Source organism: Streptomyces sp. LN549, assembly GCF_043203805.1.
Classification (GTDB): domain Bacteria; phylum Actinomycetota; class Actinomycetes; order Streptomycetales; family Streptomycetaceae; genus Streptomyces.
This window is the reverse complement of sequence record NZ_JAZHRI010000002.1, coordinates 71,361-90,885: the sequence shown is the minus strand read 5'-3', so window position 1 is coordinate 90,885 and position 19,525 is coordinate 71,361. Positions and strand designations below refer to the sequence as shown.

Sequence of the window (19,525 nt, the reverse complement as noted above, 5' to 3'; positions counted from 1 at the left end):
CCTGTCCCCCGTGCGCCGCCGCAGGCAAGAGGAGGCAGCGATGCCGGACGCGGTTGTCATAGGAGCAGGCCCCAACGGTCTCGTCGCAGCAAATCTCCTCGCCGACGCGGGCTGGAGCGTCGAGGTCCTGGAGGAGCAGCCGGAGCCGGGCGGCGCCGTCCGCAGCGACCGTGGCGTCCACCCCGAGTACATCAGCGACATCTTCAGTGCGTTCTACCCTCTGGCGGCCGCTTCCCCGGTGCTGGCGGACCTGGAGTTGCAGCAGGAGGGACTGATCTGGAGTCACGCCCCTCGCGTCCTGGCCCATCCGCTGGCCGACGGGCGGTGCGGGCTTCTCGAACGCGGGGGTGAGGAAACGGCCGCTGGCCTGGACATGTTCGCCGCGGGTGATGGGGCAGTCTGGCTCGCCCTGTGCGAGACGTGGAACCGTATGGGTCCCGATATCGTCAACGCGCTCTTCACTCCGTTCCCGCCCATCCGCCCGGCAGTCCGCCTCGCCGCAAGGCTCCGGACCGCCGGCGGCCTGCGCTTGGCCCGCTCCCTTCTGTTGCCGGCTCGGCGCCTGGGAGAGGAGCAGTTTCGCGGAGAGGCAGGCAGGCTGCTGATTGCGGGCAACGCGCTGCACGCGGACCTGGCCCCCGAGTCGGCCGGCAGCGGCGGCTTCGGCTGGCTGATGTCCATGCTCGGCCAGGCCTACGGCTTTCCCGTCCCGGTCGGCGGAGCCGGTTCGCTTACGTCGGCTTTGGTGACGCGGCTCGAGCGCCGAGGCGGCGTGGTCCGCTGCAATGAGCGCGTGAGCGAAGTCGTGGTGCGGGCCGGCCGAGCCGTCGCCGCACGCACGGTGGGGGGCGAGTCCGTCCCGGCATCCCGTGCTGTCCTCGCCGATGTTTCCGCGCCCGCGCTGTACGGCGGGCTGGTCGACGCGCGGTATCTGCCGGGCACGTTGTTGGACGATCTCGTGCGGTTTCAATGGGACTTCGCCACGTACAAGGTGGACTGGGCGCTGAGCGGCCCCGTGCCCTGGACCGCCCAAGAGGCCTCGACGGCGGGCACGGTCCATCTGGCCGACGGTGTCGACGGCCTCACCCGCTTTGCCGCGCAGATCGTGACCGGCCACGTACCCGACCGCCCCTTCCTCCTGTTCGGCCAGATGACCACGGCCGACGGCACACGCTCCCCGGCCGGCACCGAATCCGCATGGGCGTACACCCACGTCCCGCACCGGATCAGGGGCGACGCGGGAGAGGACGGCCTGACCGGAGTCTGGGACCTGCGGGAACAAGAGGCCATGGCAGATCGCATGGAGAACGAGGTGGAGCGCTGGGCGCCGGGATTCCGCTCCCGGATCAGGGCCCGCCGCCTGCTGGCACCACCCACGCTCCAGACTATGGATGCGAACCTGCACGGCGGGGCGATCAACAACGGCACCACGGCCATCCACCAGCAACTGGTGTTCCGCCCCACGCCCGGCGCCGGCCGGCCGGAAACGCCCGTAAAGGGCCTTTTCCTCGCCTCTGCCGCCGCTCACCCCGGCGGCGGCGTGCACGGCGCCCCCGGTGCCAACGCCGCCCGCGCCGCGCTGCGAGGGCGGATGTCATCCGCACTGCTCAGCCGCGCACACGGCGCCCTGAACCGACGAGACAGAAACACTGCGTGACAAGTCCCGGCCACCGGAGCATGTGCACTTCGGTTCTGCACCCGGCATTGCCGGAGAACGGACACCACGCAACATCGGAACGAACAGCACCGCGGTAGGAAGGACGCACCATCATGAGGGCTCTCACCTGGCACGGAAAGCGTGACGTCCGTATCGATACGGTCCCCGACCCCAAGATCCAGGACCCGACCGACATCATCGTCAAGATCACCTCGTCCGGTATCTGCGGCTCCGATCTGCACCTCTACGAGGTACTCGGCCCCTACCTCGACCCGGGCGACATCCTCGGCCATGAGCCGATGGGCATCGTGGAGGAGACCGGTCCTGAGGTCACCGCCCTGACGACCGGCGACCGGGTCGTGGTGCCGTTCAACATCTCGTGCGGAACCTGCTGGATGTGCGACCAGGGCCTGCAGTCGCAGTGCGAGACGACCCAGGTCACCGAGCGCGGCACCGGTGCGTCGCTCTTCGGCTTCTCCAAGCTCTACGGCCAGGTGCCGGGCGGCCAAGCGGAATTCCTTCGCGTGCCGTTCGGGAACACCCTGCCGGTGAAGGTGCCGCACGGGCCGCCTGACGACCGGTTCGTCTACCTCTCCGACGTGCTGCCCACCGCCTGGCAGGCCGTGCAGTACGCGGACATCCCCCAGGGGGGCAGCGTCACCGTACTGGGACTGGGACCGATCGGGGACATGGCCACCCGCATCGCCCTTCACCAGGGCGCTGAGCTGGTCATCGGTGTGGACATGGTCCCCGAACGCCTCGCCAGGGCCCGGGCCAACGGGGTGCACACCCTGGACCTGAACGAGTACGGCAAGGACGTCGGCGACGAAGTCCGGCGGCTCACCCAAGGGCGCGGCACCGACGCAGTGATCGAGGCAGTCGGGATGGAAGCCCATGGGGCACCGGTCACCAAGGCCGTTCAGCAGTTCGCCACCCTGCTGCCCGATGCCCTCGGCGAGAAGCTGATGGGGCGCGCCGGGGTGGACAGCATGGTGGCGTTCAATCTGGCAGTCGACGCGGTGCGCCGCGGTGGCACGGTCTCCGTCATCGGCGTCTACGGCGGCGCGATCGACCCGGTGCCGATGCTCACGCTCTTCGACAAGCAGATCCAACTGCGCATGGGCCAGGCCAACGTCAAGCGGTGGGTCGACGACATCCTCCCGCTCCTGAATGATGCCGACACGCTCGGCGTGGACGACTTCGCCACGCACCGGCTGCCCCTCGAAGAAGGCCCACAGGCGTACAAGACCTTCCAGGCCAAGCAGGACGGCATGATCAAAACCCTGCTCACCCCCTGATTCACCCCGCCCCGCAGGCGTCCGTTCACGCGCCTGCACGTAAGAGGTTTCACATGGTCAGCGCCGTGGCGCTCGTCTGCACCCTTACGCCGTCACCCGACTGTTCCAGGGCCTCAACGATCTCGGGTTCACTCTCTCGCCGGGCGCAGTCACCTACTGGATCGTCGAGGCCCAGCCGGGCACCGACTACCAGGACCTGGAAGTGACGCCGGAGAGCGTGGCCTCGACGACGAAGACACTGGCGGCCAACGCCACGCACCTGGCGAACCTGCTTCAGCACTCGCCCTTCCCTCCGAGCTGACGGCATCACCCGCCCCCGGGCCCGCTGAACGCGCGCTGTCACCCGGCCGGGTCACTTCGTGCACCGAGGTCGCGTGTTCGCGCCGTGGTTGCGCGCGAACCTGCAGCCTGTCGTGTTCCTCTCGGACGACCAGCCGTTCGCCCCGCTGGAAGGCAGTCGTGCAGCGCATCCAATCGGGACGCAGGCTCGGAAAGGGGGCGACATGCGCTGAACACCGCGACTGGAGGAAGTTGTGATGCTCCGCAGCCGGGCCGATGACCAGCCACTCTCCCCCGGCCAGCCGGATCCGGAAGGCCCGATGTCGGTGGACGAGGATGTGTCCGGAGCCTTTCTGGGCAAGGCACAGGCTGTTCTGCGGGAAAGGATCGATCAGGCTGCCTCGATCGACTCCGACTTCTCCCGAGAAGTCGCCGAACGTGTTGCCGACTTCACTCTCGGCGGGGGTAAACGCATGCGTCCCCAGTTCCTGTGGTGGGGCATGCGCGCATGCGGTGCGGGTTCCCAAGCGGCGGACATCGATGCGGCTCTGCGCCTCGGGGTGGCCGTCGAACTCATCCAGACTTGTGCGTTGGTCCATGACGACGTGATGGACGGCTCACCATTGCGCCGAGGTCGCCCCGCCGTGCACGTCGAATTCGCCAGAAGCCATGGCCTGCCCTGCGACTCGGTGCTGAGCGACTCGTTCGGGAAGTCCGCTGCGGTGCTGGCAGGAGATCTCGCCCTTGCCTGGGCCGACGACACCGTCGCGGAGACGGCTATGGCTCCGGCCGTCTTGCAGCGGGTGCGAAGCATCTGGCGAGCGATGAGAACCGAGATGGTGGCCGGACAGTACCTCGACCTGCGCGGTCAGATCACCGGATCACGTTCCGCGGCCCGTGCCCTGCGAACGGCTTACCTGAAAAGTGCTCTGTACTCGGTGGCGCGTCCGCTGACGCTGGGAGCCACTCTGGCGGGCGCCGCGGAGAGCACCACCCGTGCGCTGACGTCGGCCGGCCGCTGCGCCGGCCTCGCTTTCCAACTCCGCGACGACCTGCTTGGGGTTTTCGGCGACCCTGCAGTGACCGGCAAACCGTCGGGTGGTGACGTCCAAGAGGGCAAACCGACCTACCTGATGGCCGTGGCGCGATCGCGCGCGGGAGCGCGTGAAGGCGTCCGGGCCGTACTCGACGCCGCCGTGGGCCGGGCCGAACTCAGCGACAAAGCCCTGGCCGAAGTCCGCGATGTACTCGTGGACACCGGGGCGCGCGCCGAGGTGGAGAACAGGGCTGACCGGCTCATGCAGCACGCCGCCCGACACCTGGCCCGGGCTGCCGTCGAGCCCGGTGCCGGGCACCGGCTCCTCGGACTGCTGCAGAGCGTCGGCGGCGCGCGCGCGACCCCGCCGTCGTCCGGAACGGCAGCCCCCGTTGCGGATACCGCCGGGCCGATTGCGGTCGGGCCCGCGTCCGCTCCGCACCCGCCGGAACAGGTACTCCCATCCGCACCGCCCTCGCTGACCGGCCCTCCTGAAGGAGGCACCGTCCGGTGATGACCGTGAAGGGCCCCACCGACCACGTGGTGGTCGTCGGCGCCGGGCTGGCGGGCCTGTCCGCCACGCTTCATCTGCTCGGTGCCGGACGCCGAGTCACCGTGGTGGAGCGAGACTCCTCGCCCGGCGGAAGAGCCGGGCTGCTGGAGCGAGGCGGCTACCGCATGGACACCGGGCCGACCGTGCTGACCATGCCGGATCTGGTCGAGGAGGCCTTCGCAGCAGTCGGCCACAGTCTGACCGGCCGGCTGGAACTGATCCCTCTGCACCCCGCCTACCGGGCGCGGTTCGCCGACGGAACTCAACTGGACGTCCACACGGACGCGGTGGCGATGGAAGCCGCGGTCGAGCAGTTCGCGGGTGCCAGGGAAGCGGTCGGCTACCGCAGACTGCGGGCCTGGCTGGCGCGCCTCTACGCGGTGCAGATGCGCCGGTTCATCGATACGAACTTCGACTCTCCGCTCCAACTCCTCCACCCCGACCTGGCCCGGCTCGCCGCCCTCGGAGGCTTCGGACGGCTCGACGCACGCGTCGGACACTTCATCAAGGACGAGCGGCTGCGCCGCGTCTTCACCTTCCAGGCCCTGTACGCGGGTGTACCCCCGGCCCGCGCGCTCGCCGCCTACGCCGTCATCGCCTACATGGACACCATCGCAGGGGTCTATTTCCCGCGGGGAGGCATGCACGCCCTGCCGAAGGCGATGGCCGGTTCGGCCATCGAGGCGGGTGCCGAATTCCGCTACGGACACACTGTCACCGGTTTGGAGCGTCGCGGAGAACGGATCACTGCCGTCGTCACAGACCAGCAGCGCATCCCATGCGATGCAGTCGTCCTGACCCCGGACCTGCCGGTCAGCTACCGACTGCTCGGCCGCAGCCCCCGGCGACCGCTTGCTCTGCGCCACTCGCCGTCCGCGGTGATCCTGCACGCGGGAACCGACCGCACCTGGCCCGGCCTCGCCCACCACACCATCGCGTTCGGCGCGGCCTGGAAGGAGACCTTCCGCGAACTCACCCACGGATCCCTGATGTCGGATCCGTCGCTGCTCATCACCCGCCCCACCGACACGGATCCGGATCTCGCACCGCCCGGCAAACACCTCCACTACATCCTGGCGCCGTGCCCGAACACCGACGTCGGACCCGGCACCCGCGAATGGCAGCAGCTGGCACCGCGCTATCGCGACACCTTGCTCACCACCCTCGACGAGCGCGGCATGGCCGGGCTTGGTTCCGCGATCGAGGAGGAGTGTCTGGTCACACCGGTCGACTGGGCCGCTCAGGGACACGCGGCTGGCACGCCCTTCTCCGCCGCGCACACCTTTCCCCAGACCGGTCCCTTTCGCCCGCGCAACCTCGTACGCGGCACGGAGAACGCCGTGCTCGCCGGCTGCGGCACCACCCCCGGCGTCGGCGTGCCGACCGTCCTCATCTCCGGAAGGCTGGCCGCGGAGAGAATCACCGGTCCGCGGTCCGCACGTCCCCGTCCACGTCCCGTGCCGAGAGGCGGCCCCGCATGACCACCCGTGAACTTGACGCGGCCGGCATCCACGAGCCTGCCCTGCGAGCCGCGTACACGGCGTGCCGCCGACTCAACGCGCGGCACGGCAAGACGTACTTCCTCGCGACCCGGCTGCTCCCGGTCGAGCGCCGCCCGGCCGTGCACGCTCTGTACGGCTTCGCCCGGTGGGCCGACGACATCGTGGACGACCTCGACAGCGGTGCCACCCCCGACGAACGCGCCCACGCGCTGCGCGGTCTCCAGGAACGCCTCGACAACGGCCTGCGCACCGGCGCCTCCACGCAACCGGTCATCCGCTCGCTCATCCACACAGCCGCGGTCTACGGCATCGACCACCGTCACTTCGCCGCCTTCATGACCTCCATGCGCAGCGACCTGACCGTGACCGGATACGCCTCCTACGAGGAACTCGGCCGCTACATGCACGGGTCAGCCGCCGTGATCGGCCTGCAGATGCTGCCTGTGCTGGGAACCGTCGGTCCGCTGGACGAGGCGGCACCGTACGCGGCCGCACTGGGCGTCGCCTTCCAGCTCTCCAACTTCCTCCGGGATGTGGGGGAGGACCTCGACCGCGGCCGGCTCTATCTGCCGGCCGATCTGCTGGCCGCGCACGGAGTGGACCGCGACTACCTCGAATGGAGCAGGGCCACCGGTCGGCGCGACGCCCGCATCACCCGTGCGATGCAGGCTGCCGCGGCTCACAACCGCTGCGTCTACCGCACCGCACTCCCTGGCCTCGCCCTGCTCGCGCCCGTCTCACGCCCCTGTATCCGGACCGCGTTCGTCCTCTACAGCGGCATCCTCGACGCGATCGAGGACGACGGCTACGCCGTCCTGCACCGGCGGGCAGTGGTCCCTCACGGGCGCCGGGCCGCCGTGGCCCTCGACGGACTGGTTCGTGCCCTGGCCGCCAGGGCCGCAGCGGATGGCGGCCGCGCCCGGCCGACGCGGCCCGCCACGACCGCTGCACCGGCACCCGGAGACCTGGCCCGACCGGTGCGCGAGGAGGTGGCATGACACGCGACGACCGAAAAGGACGCGGCCGGATGCCCTTGCGGCTGCGCCGCGCCCCCGTCCCGTGGGACCGGCAACCACCGACCTGGCGCGATGCCAAGCCCGGCCTCATCGCCGACGCGCTGAAACGCGCGCTGGGACGGCCTTCCGGCAACTGGTACGTCCTGGGGGCGTCCCGCGCCGTCACGGCCGAGCGGTCGGTCGGACGTACCGTCGGCGGCAGCGAAGTGGTGGCCTGGCGCGATGCGCTGGGCCGGCTGCGCGCGGGTCCAGGCATGTGCCCGCACCTCGGAGCGCCGCTGCGCGACAGCCCTGTCCGGTGTGGCACGCTGGTCTGTCACTGGCACGGACTCGCGCTGAACGGTGAGCCGTTCGCCGGGTGGGAGCCCTATCCGGCCTTCGACGACGGGGTCCTCGCCTGGGTGCGTCTCGACCACGTCGGCGGCGAGGCGCCGCTGGAGCGGCCGGTCGTTCCGCCCCGCCCGCGGGTGCGGGACTCCGTCGAATCCGTGTACGAGGGCGTCGGCGTCTGCGAGCCGGAGGACGTGGTGGCCAACCGGCTCGACCCGTGGCACGGCGCGTGGTTTCACCCGTACTCATTCGTCGATCTGACGGTGACCGGCACGCCCTCCGGTGCGAAGGACGGTGAGCAGGACAGTTTCGCCGTCGATGTCGCCTTCAAGATCGTGGGCCGCGTCGTGGTTCCGGTGCGTGCGCGCTTCACCGCGCCGGAACCCCGTACCGTCGTCATGCACATCACGCACGGCGAGGGCCGGGGTTCCGTGGTCGAGTCCCATGCCACACCCCTGGGACCCGACCGCACCGGCATGCCCCGGACCGCGGTGACGGAGGCGCTCCTGGCCACCTCCGACCGCCGCGGGTTCGCCGTTGCCCGCGCCGCCGCCCCGCTGCTGCGCCCGCTCATGCGGGCCTCCGCCGGTCGGCTGTGGCGGGACGATCTCGCGTACGCGGAGCGGCGATGGGAACTGCGCAGCAGCGGGCGCTTGCCTGGCTGAACCGCGCCGACCGTCCGGCCCGGGTCCTGCTGGGCGCACCGGCTCACGGTCCGACGCCGCTTCGCCGTGTTCCCCTCAGCCGGTGCCCAGCCCGGCCAGCCCACGCAGCACCGCCGAGCGTCCGGCGCGTGGCACCGTCCACAGCGTCTGACCGCGCACCCCCCAGCGCTCCAACAGCGCGTTGGCAGCGAGGAATCCGCTTGTCGCGGCCCGTTCCATCAGCGCCACCGGAAGCTCCGTGCGGACCAGGTCTCCCGCCACCGTCACGGTGGGGTCGGGTGTGCGGACCGTGGGCCGGTGTGGGTAGCCGCCGACCGAGAAAAGCGGGCAGTCCGCGCGCCATTCGTGCCGCACGTCCACGATCCGGGCACTTCGTGTCTCCGGGTAGACCCGGTACAACTGTTCGACCGCTCTGGTCTGCACTTCGGCGCGGTCCGCGTCCGGTGCGACTGCGTAGGCGTGCAATTCGAGCACCGCTCCCCGGTGGCGGCGTGCCCAGCGCGCGGCCTCGCCCTCCCAACGGTCCAGCACACTGACGTTGTCCAGCGGCGGGTAACCGCTGGTGCCGAGGAAGCCGGGGCGCTCCCGCGCCACCGGACGGTCCAGCCAGAGCCGCGAGACCAGGAACGGCGGCGCGGTCCTGAGACCCTCCACCTTCGCGCGCCAGGCCATGTCGCCCAGCCCGGGCGAGGCTGCCACGACATTCCGGAGTCCGTCGGTGTCCAGGGCCAGGACCAGTGCGTCATGACGCCTCGTCCCGCCGTCGGCGCTGACCTCGTGCCCGCCGCTCGGAACGGGTGTCACGTTCTCCACCGCCGCTCCGGTGCGCACCTGCGCGCCATGCCCCTCCAGATAGCGCGACAACGGTTCCCAGAGTGCCTGCGGGAATGGCTCGTCCGGCACATCGAACAGGAGCCCCTCGCTGGAGCCCAGAAAGTAGATGTGGAACATAAGCACCAGCTCCGCCGCGGACAGTTCCCGCGGATCGGCGAAGAAGCTCCGCGAGAACACTTCGAAGGCCAGATGATGGGCGGCCTCCGGAAACCGGATGTGTAGCAGGAAGTCATGCGCGCTCACCCCGTCCAGCTGCTCGTAGACGTCGGGCACCCGCACGTCCAGCAGCGGCAGCGCGGCCCGCGGCCTCATCCGGAGCAGGTCGCGCCAGCTGAAGGTGGGACTGAGCGCGACGAAACCCACAGCGCTGAAGGGAGGAGTGCGCGGCACCCGAGCAAAGCTGTCGTACAGACCCGTGCTGTGCCGCAGCGGATAGTCGGGGAGCCCGGTCAGCGTGAGCAGTCCCGGGTCAACCCGGCGCAACAAGCCGCGCAGGTTGTAGTACTGACGGAAGAAGGCGTGAAAGCCGCGGCTCATGGTGACCGTGGTGCCGTCCGCGATCTCGGTGGGCCAGCCCGCAAGCCGCCCGCCCAGACCCGGCTCCCGCTCGTACAACGTCACATGCGCACCGCGCTCGGCCAGCACCGTGGCTGCGGACAGTCCCGCGATGCCACCGCCGATCACGGCCACGGAGGGCGCACTGCCGGTGAAGCGTTCACGGCCGCCGGGTCCGCGGAGCACAGCGGCCCTTCGGTCCCGGCCCCGCCGGTGGCCGTCGGACCCGGCCCCTGCGTGCCTCATGTCCGCCCCCGTACGGCGCCCGGTGCCTGAGCGACGAACGTATGGGTGATGCCCGTCTGCCAGCCGGGCAGCGGCAGGACCCGCACGTGTCCGAATCCGGCGCGTCGCACCCTGTCCGCGAAGGCGGTGGCCGTGTCGAACTCGAGCACGCTGCGGCGCAGGTGACGGTAGAGGGCCTCGTCTCCGGTGAGCCGCCCGGCCGGGAGCACCACGGCGCCGCAGACCGCCAACCACACCGCCCGGTGAAAGTGGCCGGAGCCCAGCGTGTATTCGTGGACGGCGAGCCGCCCGGCCGGGACGAGCAGCTCACGTACCAGGCAGAGGACTTGATCCGGGTCGCTGACGTTACGGAAGAGGTACGCGGCGAACGCGGCGTCAAAGCGGCCGCGGACCTGCGCCGGATCCATGGCCTCCGCCGCCGCGTGCACGAAGGTGACGTTGGCCGGCCAGCGCTTGGCCGAGGCACGCTCCAGCATGCCCGCGGACGCGTCCACGGCCACGATCTCCGCTTCCGGGGCCACGGCCAGGAGCGCGGCCGTGGATGCCCCCGTTCCACAGCCGAGGTCCAGCAGGCGCCGGCCTCGGCCGCCGTCCGTCAGTCCGAGTCTGCGCGCCGAGCGCCGCAAGTCGCGTCGGTAGCCGGGATTGACCGCAGTGAGCCGGTCGTAGGCGAGGGCGCCGTGGTCGAACGCGGCGAACAGGTCGTCGTCGCGCAGCAGGGTCATGGCTCGCTCTTTTCCTGATCAGGAGGCGTCTGGAACGGGTGTGGCGGGGGGTTGAAGAGGGGCGACGGCGCTCCCACAGGTGCCCGCCGCTTCGGCCTGAAAGGGAGTTCGACAACGGTGCGAAGCATCGGGGCGACCGGTGTTCGCAGTCCGACCAGGACGTCCTCGTACCTGTGTGAAGTGCCGTCCAGGAATCGCAGCAGCCGTTCGCCCGGAACCGTGCGGAAGAGCCCGGAGAAGAACTCCGCGCCGTCCACCCGGCCGCTGTCCAGCGCCCGCAGCATCACGGCGTCCAGGGCGCGCTGCCACGCACCGTAGGCCGGCGCCACCCGCAGCCGCCCGCCGCCGCGTAGCTGCGCAGCGATGGTCCTGGTTTGGCGCTGGACGGCGGCGAACGTGTAGCCGGTGGACGGGCGGGTGGCCCCTCCCGCCGTTCCGATGCGGAACACCGAGTTGCCGACCCGCAACGGGAAGCGGCCGTCGGTCATCGGAATGACGCCCCTCTCCGCCGCTGTCACCCGATGGGTCCCGATGCCCAACACGGCGCCGGTGTAATGACGCAGCGCCCCCTCGTACCCTTGCGCGTCCAGAACGTTTCGGGAGAACTCCGTGTACTCGACCAGGGCGCTGCGCGGCCCCAGCGGAAGCACATAGCCGAACGACAGGCCGTGCGATGGCTGCGGAGTACGGAAGTCCATCAGATCCGCCGTCGCGGGATCGAAAACCGGCCGGTCTGCCTCCACGAACCAGCCCGTGAAGTGCTGCAACAGGGTGGTGCGCGCCGCTGGCAGCCGGGTGGGCGGCCGCGAATCGAAGATGTACCTCCCGTGCAACAGAATCCGCTCGCCCCGGGCATCACGTGCGACGACCCGGCCGCCGCCTCCTGGTTCGTCCCCGACCCCGGTCACCGTCGCCTCCACCCGGCGAAGGTTGGCGGACTTCGACAGCCGTCGCTGGACCAGTGACTCGAACACGTCCGAGCGGAGCATCTTGTAGCGAAAAGGAGCAGGGCACGTTACGGTTTCCGCCCCGTCAGGGCCCGTGACCCGCAACCGTTCCCAGGATGCGGACAGCACGTCGTCGTACGCACCACCGTCGGGCTCCCAGAAGCACCACGTGCGAGGCGGAGGCCGTAACGGACCTGGCGGAGCGTCGACGAGGACGACCGACACGGGGGTGCCGTCCGTCGGTGCGCATAGTTCGTGGGCCAAGGCCAGCCCAGCCGCCCCTGCGCCCACGATGACGACGTCCGGCTGAGGCACGGGCTACCTTTCTGCCGCAAGGGGGTCGGAACAGCAATCCGGCGGTCCCGGAATTCCGCCCGCTTGGTGGCGATACTTCCGTAGGGAACGGTCCCGCGGATGCGTGCGACGCGCGGACAGCGTGGAATTGTGCGTACCCGTCTGCGGCTGTCAACCTCCCCTCGGCTCTCGGCGATGCATACGGAGCGGCCTGGCACCCGGGCGAATTCACCCATCAGGCCTACCGCGCTGCGTGGGGCCCTGTGAACGAACGGTTCTGGATCGACGCCGACGAAACCGAACGGCACCGACGCCGAGACCGGCGAGCGGATCGACGTACTACCCAACCGCAGTGCGGACACGCTCGAGACGTGGCTGCGCGAATCCTGGTGTCGAGGTCGTGTGCCGGGACGGCTCGGCCACCTACGCCGAGGCCGTCCGACGCGCCCTGCCCGACGTGGTACAGGTCAGCGACCGATGGCGCCTCTGGCGCAATTTCTGCGACAAGGTCCAGCTCGAGGTCCGTGCCCATGCCGGCTGCCGGCCACCATCAACCCGCCCCGCCCTGGCGGTATAGTGCCGGTCTCACTCTTCCCTCAGGGGCAGGATGCGACGGCGTCCTATGGCGCCGAGCCAGGCTGCCGAGGGCTTTGGTGTGCGGGTGAAGGTCTCGCGGTCGACGGCGATCAGCCCGAATGTGGGTGCATAGCGACCCCATTCGTAGTTGTCCAGGGCGCTCCAGTGGAAGTAGCCACGGACGTCGATGCCGTCGTCCATGGCGCTGGTGAGGGAGTCCAGAGCCTCTGAGGTGTACTGGATGCGGCGGGTGTCGTCGGCGGTGGCGATGCCGTTCTCCGTGACGATCAGCGGGACGCCGGGGGCCAGCCCGGCACTGTCACGCACGGCTTGGCCCAGGGCCTGTGGGTAGAACTCCCATCCCGAGAGGGTGACTTCGGCGTCCTCGGTGACGGGCTGGACACCGTCCGCGCCGATGAAGGCGCGAGTGTAGGACTGCACGCCGAGCCAGTCGTCGCCGCGTGCCGCCTCCAGGAAGACGTCCTCCGACTGGCGCCGGATGGCCGCGGCGGCATCTTCCGCCCCGGGGAGGGTCTGGTATGCCTGATTGGCTACAGACCATCCTGTACGAACATGCGGGGCACAGGACTTGACCGTTTCGACGGCGCGCGCGTGGGCCCGTATCAACGCCTCGGATGTGGCACCGTCCGGCAGTGGCATCCCGGTCGCAGGCAGTGGGTCGCCGGAGAGATGGGCGCGGTGGACGGCGGCCATCACCGCAACCATGTTCGGCTCATTGATGGTGCACACGTGTTCCACGCCGGTGGCGTAGACGGGCGCTGCTGCCGTGAGATAGCGGGCGAAGAGGCCGTCCGAGCCGGCGGCTGCCCAGCCGCCGCGTTCCATGAACCACCGAGGTGCGGTGAAGTGGTGCAGCGTTACCAGGGGCCGCAGTCCTCGTTCGTGTGCGCCCTCGACCATGCGACGGTAGTGGGCGATCGCGGCCTGGGAGAATTCCCCGGGCGAGGGTTCGATGCGCGCCCACTCGATGCTGAACCGGTAGTCGGTGAAACCCAGCTCGGACAGCAGGTCCATGTCCTCGCGCCAGCGGTGGTAGCTGTCGCAGGCGTCGCCGCTTGGCTCCTTGATGAACGGGGTCTGCATGTGCTCGTACTGCCACCAGTCACTGTTGGTGTTTCCGCCCTCGATCTGGTGCGCGGAGGTGGAGGCGCCCCAGAGGAAGCTGGCGGGCAGGTGGCGTGCGTGGGCCATGGGGTTGACTCGCATTTCGTCGAGAGAACAGGAGGGGAGTGGCAGGAGTGCGGGCGTGGTGGGGCTTCGGGGAGTGGGTCAGCGCGGGTGGGCCAGGACGTCCCTGCGGCGAGCATCCAGTTCTTCTTGGACACGTGCCGTGTCCGCCGCGTACGGCCGGTAGAGCAGCGTGAGGAACAGGCCGTTCACCAGCATCAGTACGACGAGGACCCACAGGAACACCATGCGCAGGCCGACCGCGTCGGCGAGGAAGCCCGCGCCGAGGCTGTAGCCGGCCCAGGCGATCGCCTCGGCGATGGAGGCGTACAACGCGAACGCAGCGCCTCGGAGTTCGGGTGGGGTGATGGCCATGACCATCGGCCGGTTGATGCTGGGATTCATCCCTTGCGCGGTGCCGATCAGGGCGAAAAGGGCGCCGAACACGAGGATGCTGTCGTATCGGAACTGGGTGCCGAAGAAGGCGAAGACGGCGAAGACGAACTGGGCTGCTTGGAGGACCGCGACCGGTCCGGAGCGAGGGTTGCGGCGGGACACCCGGTCGACGGCGAAGCCGCCCAGAAGGGTGCCGAGGAAGTAGCCGACGCCGAACGGAAGAATGACGAGCGAGGCCCGCTGCGTACTGAAGCCGTACACGTCCACCAGGAACACCACGCCGAACGTGCCCATCAGGAGGTGTCCGGAGAGCAGACGCGAGACGAGCAGGATGACCAGGCTGCGGATCCGGAGAAGCGAGAACGCCTTGGCCCAGGAGAGCTTCGAGACGGCCTCCCTGGTCGTCCGGTCGAGGTCGGCAAGCTGCTGCTCGGAGGCTCCCCGACCCGGGTCGCGGAACCAGATCAGCAGGGCGATCCCCAGCAGGATGTTGAAACCGCCAATACCCCACAGCCCCCAGCGCCACCCCTCTTCCACCCCGGCGAGCTGCCCCTTGAGCGGACCGATCACCGCGCCGGCCAGAGAGATCGCCCCGTACACGAACCCGATCGCGCGGCCTCGGGACGAGCTGCCGAACAGGTCGCCGATGAGCTCGGTGATGATCGGGTTCGCGGCGGCGTAGCCGGCCGCCAATATGGTGTAGAGGATCAGGAGTTGGGTGAAGTTCTGCGAGAAGCCGGCTGCCAGGCCCCACAGGCCCCATAGCCCGGTGGCCACGACAAGCACGCTCTTGCGTGACCAGCGCTGAGCCGCCCACACCCAGAACGGTCCGGTGAACACTCCCACGATCTTGCTGGCCGCGGTGAGTATGCCCAGGGCGCCGAGCGAGACGCCAAGTGACTGCCTGATAAGTGGGAACAGGCTGCTGACCAGGCTGGCCTCTGTGCTGTCGACCAGCATGGTGCCGCCGAGCAGGGAGAGCTGGCGCCAGCGTCCCTTGACCTGCACGGGTGTTTCTGGAGGGTTCGCGACGGGTTGCGCGGGGCTTCTGCTGAGCTCGGGCATCGTGCTTTCTCGATTCTCTGCGGTCAAGCAGCGAGCAGACGGAGGCAGCCCGCCCACCGGAGAGGGCGCCGCGACCTTGGCGGGCGGGGGAGGCAGTAAGGGGCGACGACAGGCTGCAGACGTCCACGACAGGGGTCGGGCGAGGGCCGGCCGGAAATGGAGGCCGGGGCGGGAGGGCCGATGGGGCAGGTGTCCCGCCAGCGGCGTGGCGTGCCGGAGCCGCAAGGTTGATGCACGAGGTGGGTCCGCTCGCCGCGTATTACCCGGCGTCCCACCCGGCTCGTGTCAGAGTTTCGCGAGGTCCTCGGCGATCCGGCGCAGTGCGTCGGTGGGGATCATCGCGCCCGCCATCGCGGCGACATCGATCAGCGGGGTCGCTCCGACCATCTGGAGCATTTCGGAGTCGGCGACACCGGGCAGATGGGTGCGTAGGACTTCGATGCCGAAGGGGTCGGAGACCAGGGCCTGGATCGGAGTGCGAAGTGAGAGGCGGCCTTGCGGGTAGTCCTCGGCACGCGGCAGCGGCTCAGCCGCCCGTGCCGCCTGGTCGCGCTGCGACCTGACCAGCAGATGGGCGTCGGTCACCGGCCCCTCTGCGGGCAGCCCGAGGCGTTCGTACTGGCTGGGCGGTGCGTCGTTGGCTCGCATCAGGTCGACCATCAGGATGGCCATGCGCAGTTCCGCGGCGTCGTCGACGAGTGGGGTGTGTTGCTCGGGGTCGTTCTCCAGGTCGAAGAGGAGCGTGCCGTGGTGATACGGATTGAGGAGGGCCCGGCCCGGTACGCGTACGGTGCGGACGTTCTTGGTGAAGGAGAACGGGTCGGCCAGTTCCATGTCGGCGAGCTCGGAGGGGGAGAACCGGCCGCGCATGTGCGTGGGCATCAAAGTGTGTTCGTGCAGAGGAGAGTTGGAGGGTGCCGCGGGTGCGCGCATGTACACGTAACGGCCGTCGGTGACGTTGACGTGCCCGCCGTAGATACCGAAGAGCCCGGCCTCTCGAGCGGGCAGGTCCTCAGCCATGGGGAGGGGCGAGCCCTGCATGTCGCCGGGGCGGTCGATGCCGAAGAACTCCAGGAAGGTCGGCGCCAGGTCGACGGTCTGTACAAGTGCCTCGCGGCGGGCACCGGAGGCTGCCGTGCGCGGGTCCCAGGCGAAGAGCGGAAGGTGGACGAGCTCGTTGAACCAGGGCTGGACACTCTTGCCCCACCAGCCCTTCTCCCCGAGCAGCAGTCCGTGGTCCGTGTTGACGACGAGCAGGGTGTCCTCCCACAGACCCAGTTCGTCCATGGTGTCCAGGACGCGGCCCAGCGAGTGGTCGCACATGGACAGCAGTGCCGCGTATTCCAGCCGCCCATGGTCGACCTGTTCGTCCGTCTCCACGACGCGTTTGTAGTCGGGCCAGTCGAAATGCGGGCCTTCGTAGTCGTGCGGGTAGAGATCCTTGTACCTCTGGGGGCTGAAGAAGGGCTCGTGCGGGTCGAAGGTCTCGATCTGGACGAACCACCGGTCGGCGTCCCGGTTGGTGCGGACGAACTCAAGGCCCGCGTCGAAGGTGAGGGTCTGGGAATGCCGGTCCTCGGTTGCCATGTGCGGCCTGTTGACCCAGTACTGCCGGTAGCCCTCGCCCAACCGCACTTTCTTGAGGTCCTCGGGTATGGAAGGCTCTGCGACCTGCCCCTTCCAGGGGTCGCCCTCCTGGCCGCGGAAGAACTCCCAGGTGTGGTAGCGGCCGTGGTAGGTCGCACCGCCGTCCTCCCAGTAGTGCGGGTGGTCGCTGACCAGGTGGGTGTAGACGCCGTTCTGCTTGAGCAGTTCGGGCATGGAGTCGTCGAATGGCTCCAGCGGGCCCCAACTGCGGTGCAGGAAGTTGTGGCGCCCGGTGTGCAGTTCCCGGCGGGCCGGCATGCAGGGCATGGAGCCGGCGTACGCGTTGTCGAACGTCACGGCCCGTGCGGCGAGCCGGGCGAAGTTCGGGGCGTGCGTCCAGTCACCGCCGTACGGCGGCAGCATGTGCCGGTTGAGACTGTCGAACATCACCATGATGGCCTTCATCCGGTGGTCTTCCCTTCTGTGAGTCGGTGCAGAGACTTCTCCAGCCAGTCGACCCAGTAGTCCATCGCTCCCGCCCCCAGCCGGTGCAGGGACTCGTGGACCTCCCGGTCGACCGCCTGGTCGAGGCCGGGCGCCGGGTCCTCGTAGAGGAGGGTGCGGTCCCGGTTGCGGTTCTTGGCGATCTGGTCCCGGCGATACGTGAGCTCTGTCCTGAGCAGTTCGACGGCGGCCTCCCGGTCGAGTGGCGCCGTCACGCTGAAGCGGGCGGTGAAGTCGATGTCCTGGAGTCGGGTCGAAGGCTCGTACGGTGTACGAATCCACTCCAGTAGGGCCTGGTGGCCGCGCTCCGTGAGCCGGTACACCTTGGCGTCCGGGCGGCCCTCACGTACGTCTGTCTCGTGCCGGACCCACCCCTGGGTCTCCAGCTGGGCGAGTTTTCGGTAGATCTGGCTGTGATGTGCCTTGGCCCACAGAAACTGGCCCTCTGTCTCCAGCCACTTGCGCAGCTCGTAGCCGTCGTAGGGGCGGCGAGCCAGCAGACCCAGCAGTACGTACTCGAACTTCATGTGCCCGACTTCCTATGTGCGTTCTCACCTATGTGTGAATTCATATACTCGGGAGATGGAGACGTCAATGGATTGCTGCACATCGACATCCCGGCTTGTCCCCGCCGGCCCGCCACCCGAGCCGGCCGCGCACCAGCCTGCACACCCCGAGGTGCGGCTGGCCGGAGGCGCCTTCCGGATGGGGGACGCCTTCGGTGAGGGGTATCCGGCGGACGGGGAACGACCTGTCCACGCAGTACACGTCGCCCCGTTCGCCATCGACGCCACCACGGTCACCGTGGCGATGTTCCGCCACTTCGTGGAGGACAGCGGGTACGTCACCGGGGCCGAACGGGAAGGGAGCTCGGCCGTCTTCCATCTCGCGGTGGCAGCGAGCCGGGGGGACGTCGCGGTGGCCGATCCTGCCGTCCCGTGGTGGCTCGACGTCCGGGGCGCCGACTGGCGGCATCCGCACGGCCCCCTGTCCGACGCGGAGGACGACCACCCCGTGGTGCACGTCACCTGGGACGACGCCGCGGCCTACTGCACGTGGGCGGGACGGCGCCTGCCGACGGAGGCCGAGTGGGAGTACGCGGCCCGCGGGGGCCTCGAAGGCAGGCGGTTCCCCTGGGGTGACGAACTGCTGCCGGACGGCGAGTGGCGTTGCAACATCTGGCAGGGCCGCTTCCCGTACGTGAACACCGGGGCCGACGGCTGGCTCGCCACCGCGCCCGTACGCACCTATCCGCCCAACGGATTTGGCCTCCACGAGGTCGCCGGGAACGTCTGGGAGTGGTGCGCCGACTGGTTCGACCCGCACTACTACGCGCAGTCACCCGAGGCCGACCCCCGCGGCCCGCGGAGCGGGAGTCGAAGGGTGATGCGGGGCGGCTCCTACCTATGCCACCACTCCTACTGCCATCGCTATCGCGTGGCCGCCCGGTCGGCCAACACGCCGGCTTCCAGCAGCGGGAACTGTGGATTCAGAACGGCCTCGGCCAGGTGAAGCGGACACTCAGCCGGTGAGCGCCCGCCAGATGCGGCGGACGTGGCCGGCCATGTCGACCGCCGGGTCGCTCAGCCACTGGAGCATGATGCCGTCGGACGAGGCGATGAGTGCGGAGGCGGTGAAGTCCGGATCGACGTCGGCGCCGACACGGCCTTCGTCCGCCTCGGCCGCCAGGTGCTTGGCGATGGCCGTTCGCAGCAGGTGGAAGCGTTCCTTGAAGTAGGTGTGCGCCGGGTGAGCCGCGTCCGTCGCGGCGGCAGCCAGAGTGACGTACAGCCGGGCGCGGGCGGCGTTGGCCGCGGTCGCCGTCAGTGCCCGGGCCAGGAATTCGCCCGGGTCCTGAACGGTGGCAGGGGAGTAGAAGCGGATCTTCGCTGCTCGGTCGCTGGCGCGCAGGACCTCCGTGAGCAGGTGGTCCTTGGAGTCGAAGTAGTGCATCAGACCTGTGAGGCTGATGCCGCTCTCCACGGCGACCGCCCGTAGTGTCGTGTTCCGTTCGCCCTCCCGGCCGAAGATCTCCAGCGTGACCTGGAGGATCTCCTCCCGCTTGGCCGCGCCCTTGGCGTACGAGTTCTTCGCTGTCACCGGGCCAGCCTATGGGCCGTGCCGGATCGGAGGGCCGCCCCTTGCCAGCAAAAACAGTACGGCGTACTGTTTCTCGGCATCGGACCACTCGCGGCCAACGGAACCCGAGCGGTCAACCCCCGGAAGGCCACGTGCCGGGCAGGACCCGTCGAGCGTCCCGGCACCCTGCCGG

General features: G+C 69.5%; 15 protein-coding genes and 2 pseudogenes. 9 read left to right on the top strand and 8 right to left on the bottom strand.

Annotated elements, in window-relative coordinates; translation table 11 throughout:
* Positions 1–40 precede the first annotated feature (40 nt).
* From SH922_RS00485 to SH922_RS00455, 7 genes and pseudogenes are all read left to right on the top strand, one after another.
* On the top strand, positions 41–1,657 hold the full coding sequence (locus tag SH922_RS00485; protein WP_393053182.1) for a phytoene desaturase family protein: 1,617 nt from the start codon (positions 41–43) through the stop codon (positions 1,655–1,657).
* Positions 1,658–1,770: 113 nt separating this feature from the next.
* Positions 1,771–2,955 (top strand): zinc-dependent alcohol dehydrogenase, encoded by a 1,185-nt coding sequence (locus tag SH922_RS00480; protein WP_393053179.1) that lies wholly within the window; start codon positions 1,771–1,773, stop codon positions 2,953–2,955.
* A gap of 100 nt (positions 2,956–3,055) precedes the next feature.
* Positions 3,056–3,256: pseudogene (locus tag SH922_RS00475) on the top strand (NADPH-dependent oxidoreductase); the annotation flags it as partial.
* 298 nt (positions 3,257–3,554) lie between these two features.
* Complete coding sequence (locus tag SH922_RS00470; RefSeq protein ID WP_393053176.1) at positions 3,555–4,784, top strand: polyprenyl synthetase family protein; 1,230 nt, start codon at positions 3,555–3,557, stop codon at positions 4,782–4,784.
* Positions 4,781–6,304 (top strand): phytoene desaturase, encoded by a 1,524-nt coding sequence (locus tag SH922_RS00465; protein WP_393053174.1) that lies wholly within the window; start codon positions 4,781–4,783, stop codon positions 6,302–6,304. The genes SH922_RS00470 and SH922_RS00465 overlap by 4 nt, the downstream gene beginning before the upstream one ends.
* Entirely contained in the window at positions 6,301–7,323 is a 1,023-nt protein-coding gene (locus SH922_RS00460; protein WP_393053171.1) for a phytoene/squalene synthase family protein, read from the top strand. Before SH922_RS00465 ends, SH922_RS00460 begins: the two co-directional genes overlap by 4 nt.
* Positions 7,320–8,336, top strand: a complete 1,017-nt coding sequence (locus SH922_RS00455; RefSeq protein ID WP_393053168.1) for a DUF5914 domain-containing protein — start codon at positions 7,320–7,322, stop codon at positions 8,334–8,336. Before SH922_RS00460 ends, SH922_RS00455 begins: the two co-directional genes overlap by 4 nt.
* Positions 8,337–8,411: 75 nt before the next feature.
* Here the strand turns inward: SH922_RS00455 and SH922_RS00450 are convergent, their stop codons facing one another.
* The 3 genes from SH922_RS00450 to SH922_RS00440 are packed head-to-tail and all read right to left on the bottom strand — an operon-like array spanning position 8,412 to position 11,958.
* Complete coding sequence (locus SH922_RS00450) at positions 8,412–9,971, bottom strand: FAD-dependent oxidoreductase (RefSeq protein ID WP_393053165.1); 1,560 nt, start codon at positions 9,969–9,971, stop codon at positions 8,412–8,414.
* Positions 9,968–10,696, bottom strand: a complete 729-nt coding sequence (locus SH922_RS00445) for a class I SAM-dependent methyltransferase (RefSeq protein ID WP_393053162.1) — start codon at positions 10,694–10,696, stop codon at positions 9,968–9,970. The genes SH922_RS00450 and SH922_RS00445 overlap by 4 nt, the downstream gene beginning before the upstream one ends.
* Positions 10,693–11,958, bottom strand: coding sequence for a lycopene cyclase family protein (locus SH922_RS00440; protein ID WP_393053159.1), 1,266 nt, complete (start codon positions 11,956–11,958; stop codon positions 10,693–10,695). Before SH922_RS00440 ends, SH922_RS00445 begins: the two co-directional genes overlap by 4 nt.
* Before the next feature lie 288 nt (positions 11,959–12,246).
* On the opposite strand from SH922_RS00440, the pseudogene SH922_RS00435 reads away from it, so the two are divergent.
* Positions 12,247–12,513 (top strand): annotated as a pseudogene (locus SH922_RS00435) (transposase); the annotation flags it as partial.
* Between the two features lie 9 nt (positions 12,514–12,522).
* On the opposite strand, the gene SH922_RS00430 reads toward SH922_RS00435, so the two are convergent.
* The 4 genes from SH922_RS00430 to SH922_RS00415 form a co-directional block, all read right to left on the bottom strand.
* Positions 12,523–13,725 carry a glycoside hydrolase family 1 protein gene (locus SH922_RS00430; RefSeq protein WP_393053156.1) on the bottom strand — a complete coding sequence of 401 codons (1,203 nt, stop codon included), beginning with the start codon at positions 13,723–13,725 and terminating at the stop codon, positions 12,523–12,525.
* 78 nt (positions 13,726–13,803) lie between these two features.
* The gene (locus SH922_RS00425) at positions 13,804–15,105 is read right to left on the bottom strand and encodes an MFS transporter (RefSeq protein ID WP_393053153.1); all 1,302 of its coding nucleotides are present in this window, start codon (positions 15,103–15,105) and stop codon (positions 13,804–13,806) included.
* 342 nt (positions 15,106–15,447) lie between these two features.
* Positions 15,448–17,214, bottom strand: coding sequence for a sulfatase (locus SH922_RS00420; RefSeq protein WP_393053150.1), 1,767 nt, complete (start codon positions 17,212–17,214; stop codon positions 15,448–15,450).
* Entirely contained in the window at positions 17,211–17,780 is a 570-nt protein-coding gene (locus tag SH922_RS00415) for a PadR family transcriptional regulator (RefSeq protein ID WP_393053147.1), read from the bottom strand. The genes SH922_RS00420 and SH922_RS00415 overlap by 4 nt, the downstream gene beginning before the upstream one ends.
* Before the next feature lie 55 nt (positions 17,781–17,835).
* Here SH922_RS00415 and SH922_RS00410 point away from each other — a divergent pair, with 55 nt between their 5' ends.
* Entirely contained in the window at positions 17,836–18,765 is a 930-nt protein-coding gene (locus SH922_RS00410; protein WP_393053144.1) for a formylglycine-generating enzyme family protein, read from the top strand.
* A 9-nt stretch (positions 18,766–18,774) separates the two neighbouring features.
* Here the strand turns inward: SH922_RS00410 and SH922_RS00405 are convergent, their stop codons facing one another.
* Positions 18,775–19,353, bottom strand: coding sequence for a TetR/AcrR family transcriptional regulator (locus SH922_RS00405; RefSeq protein WP_393053141.1), 579 nt, complete (start codon positions 19,351–19,353; stop codon positions 18,775–18,777).
* Positions 19,354–19,525 lie beyond the last annotated feature (172 nt).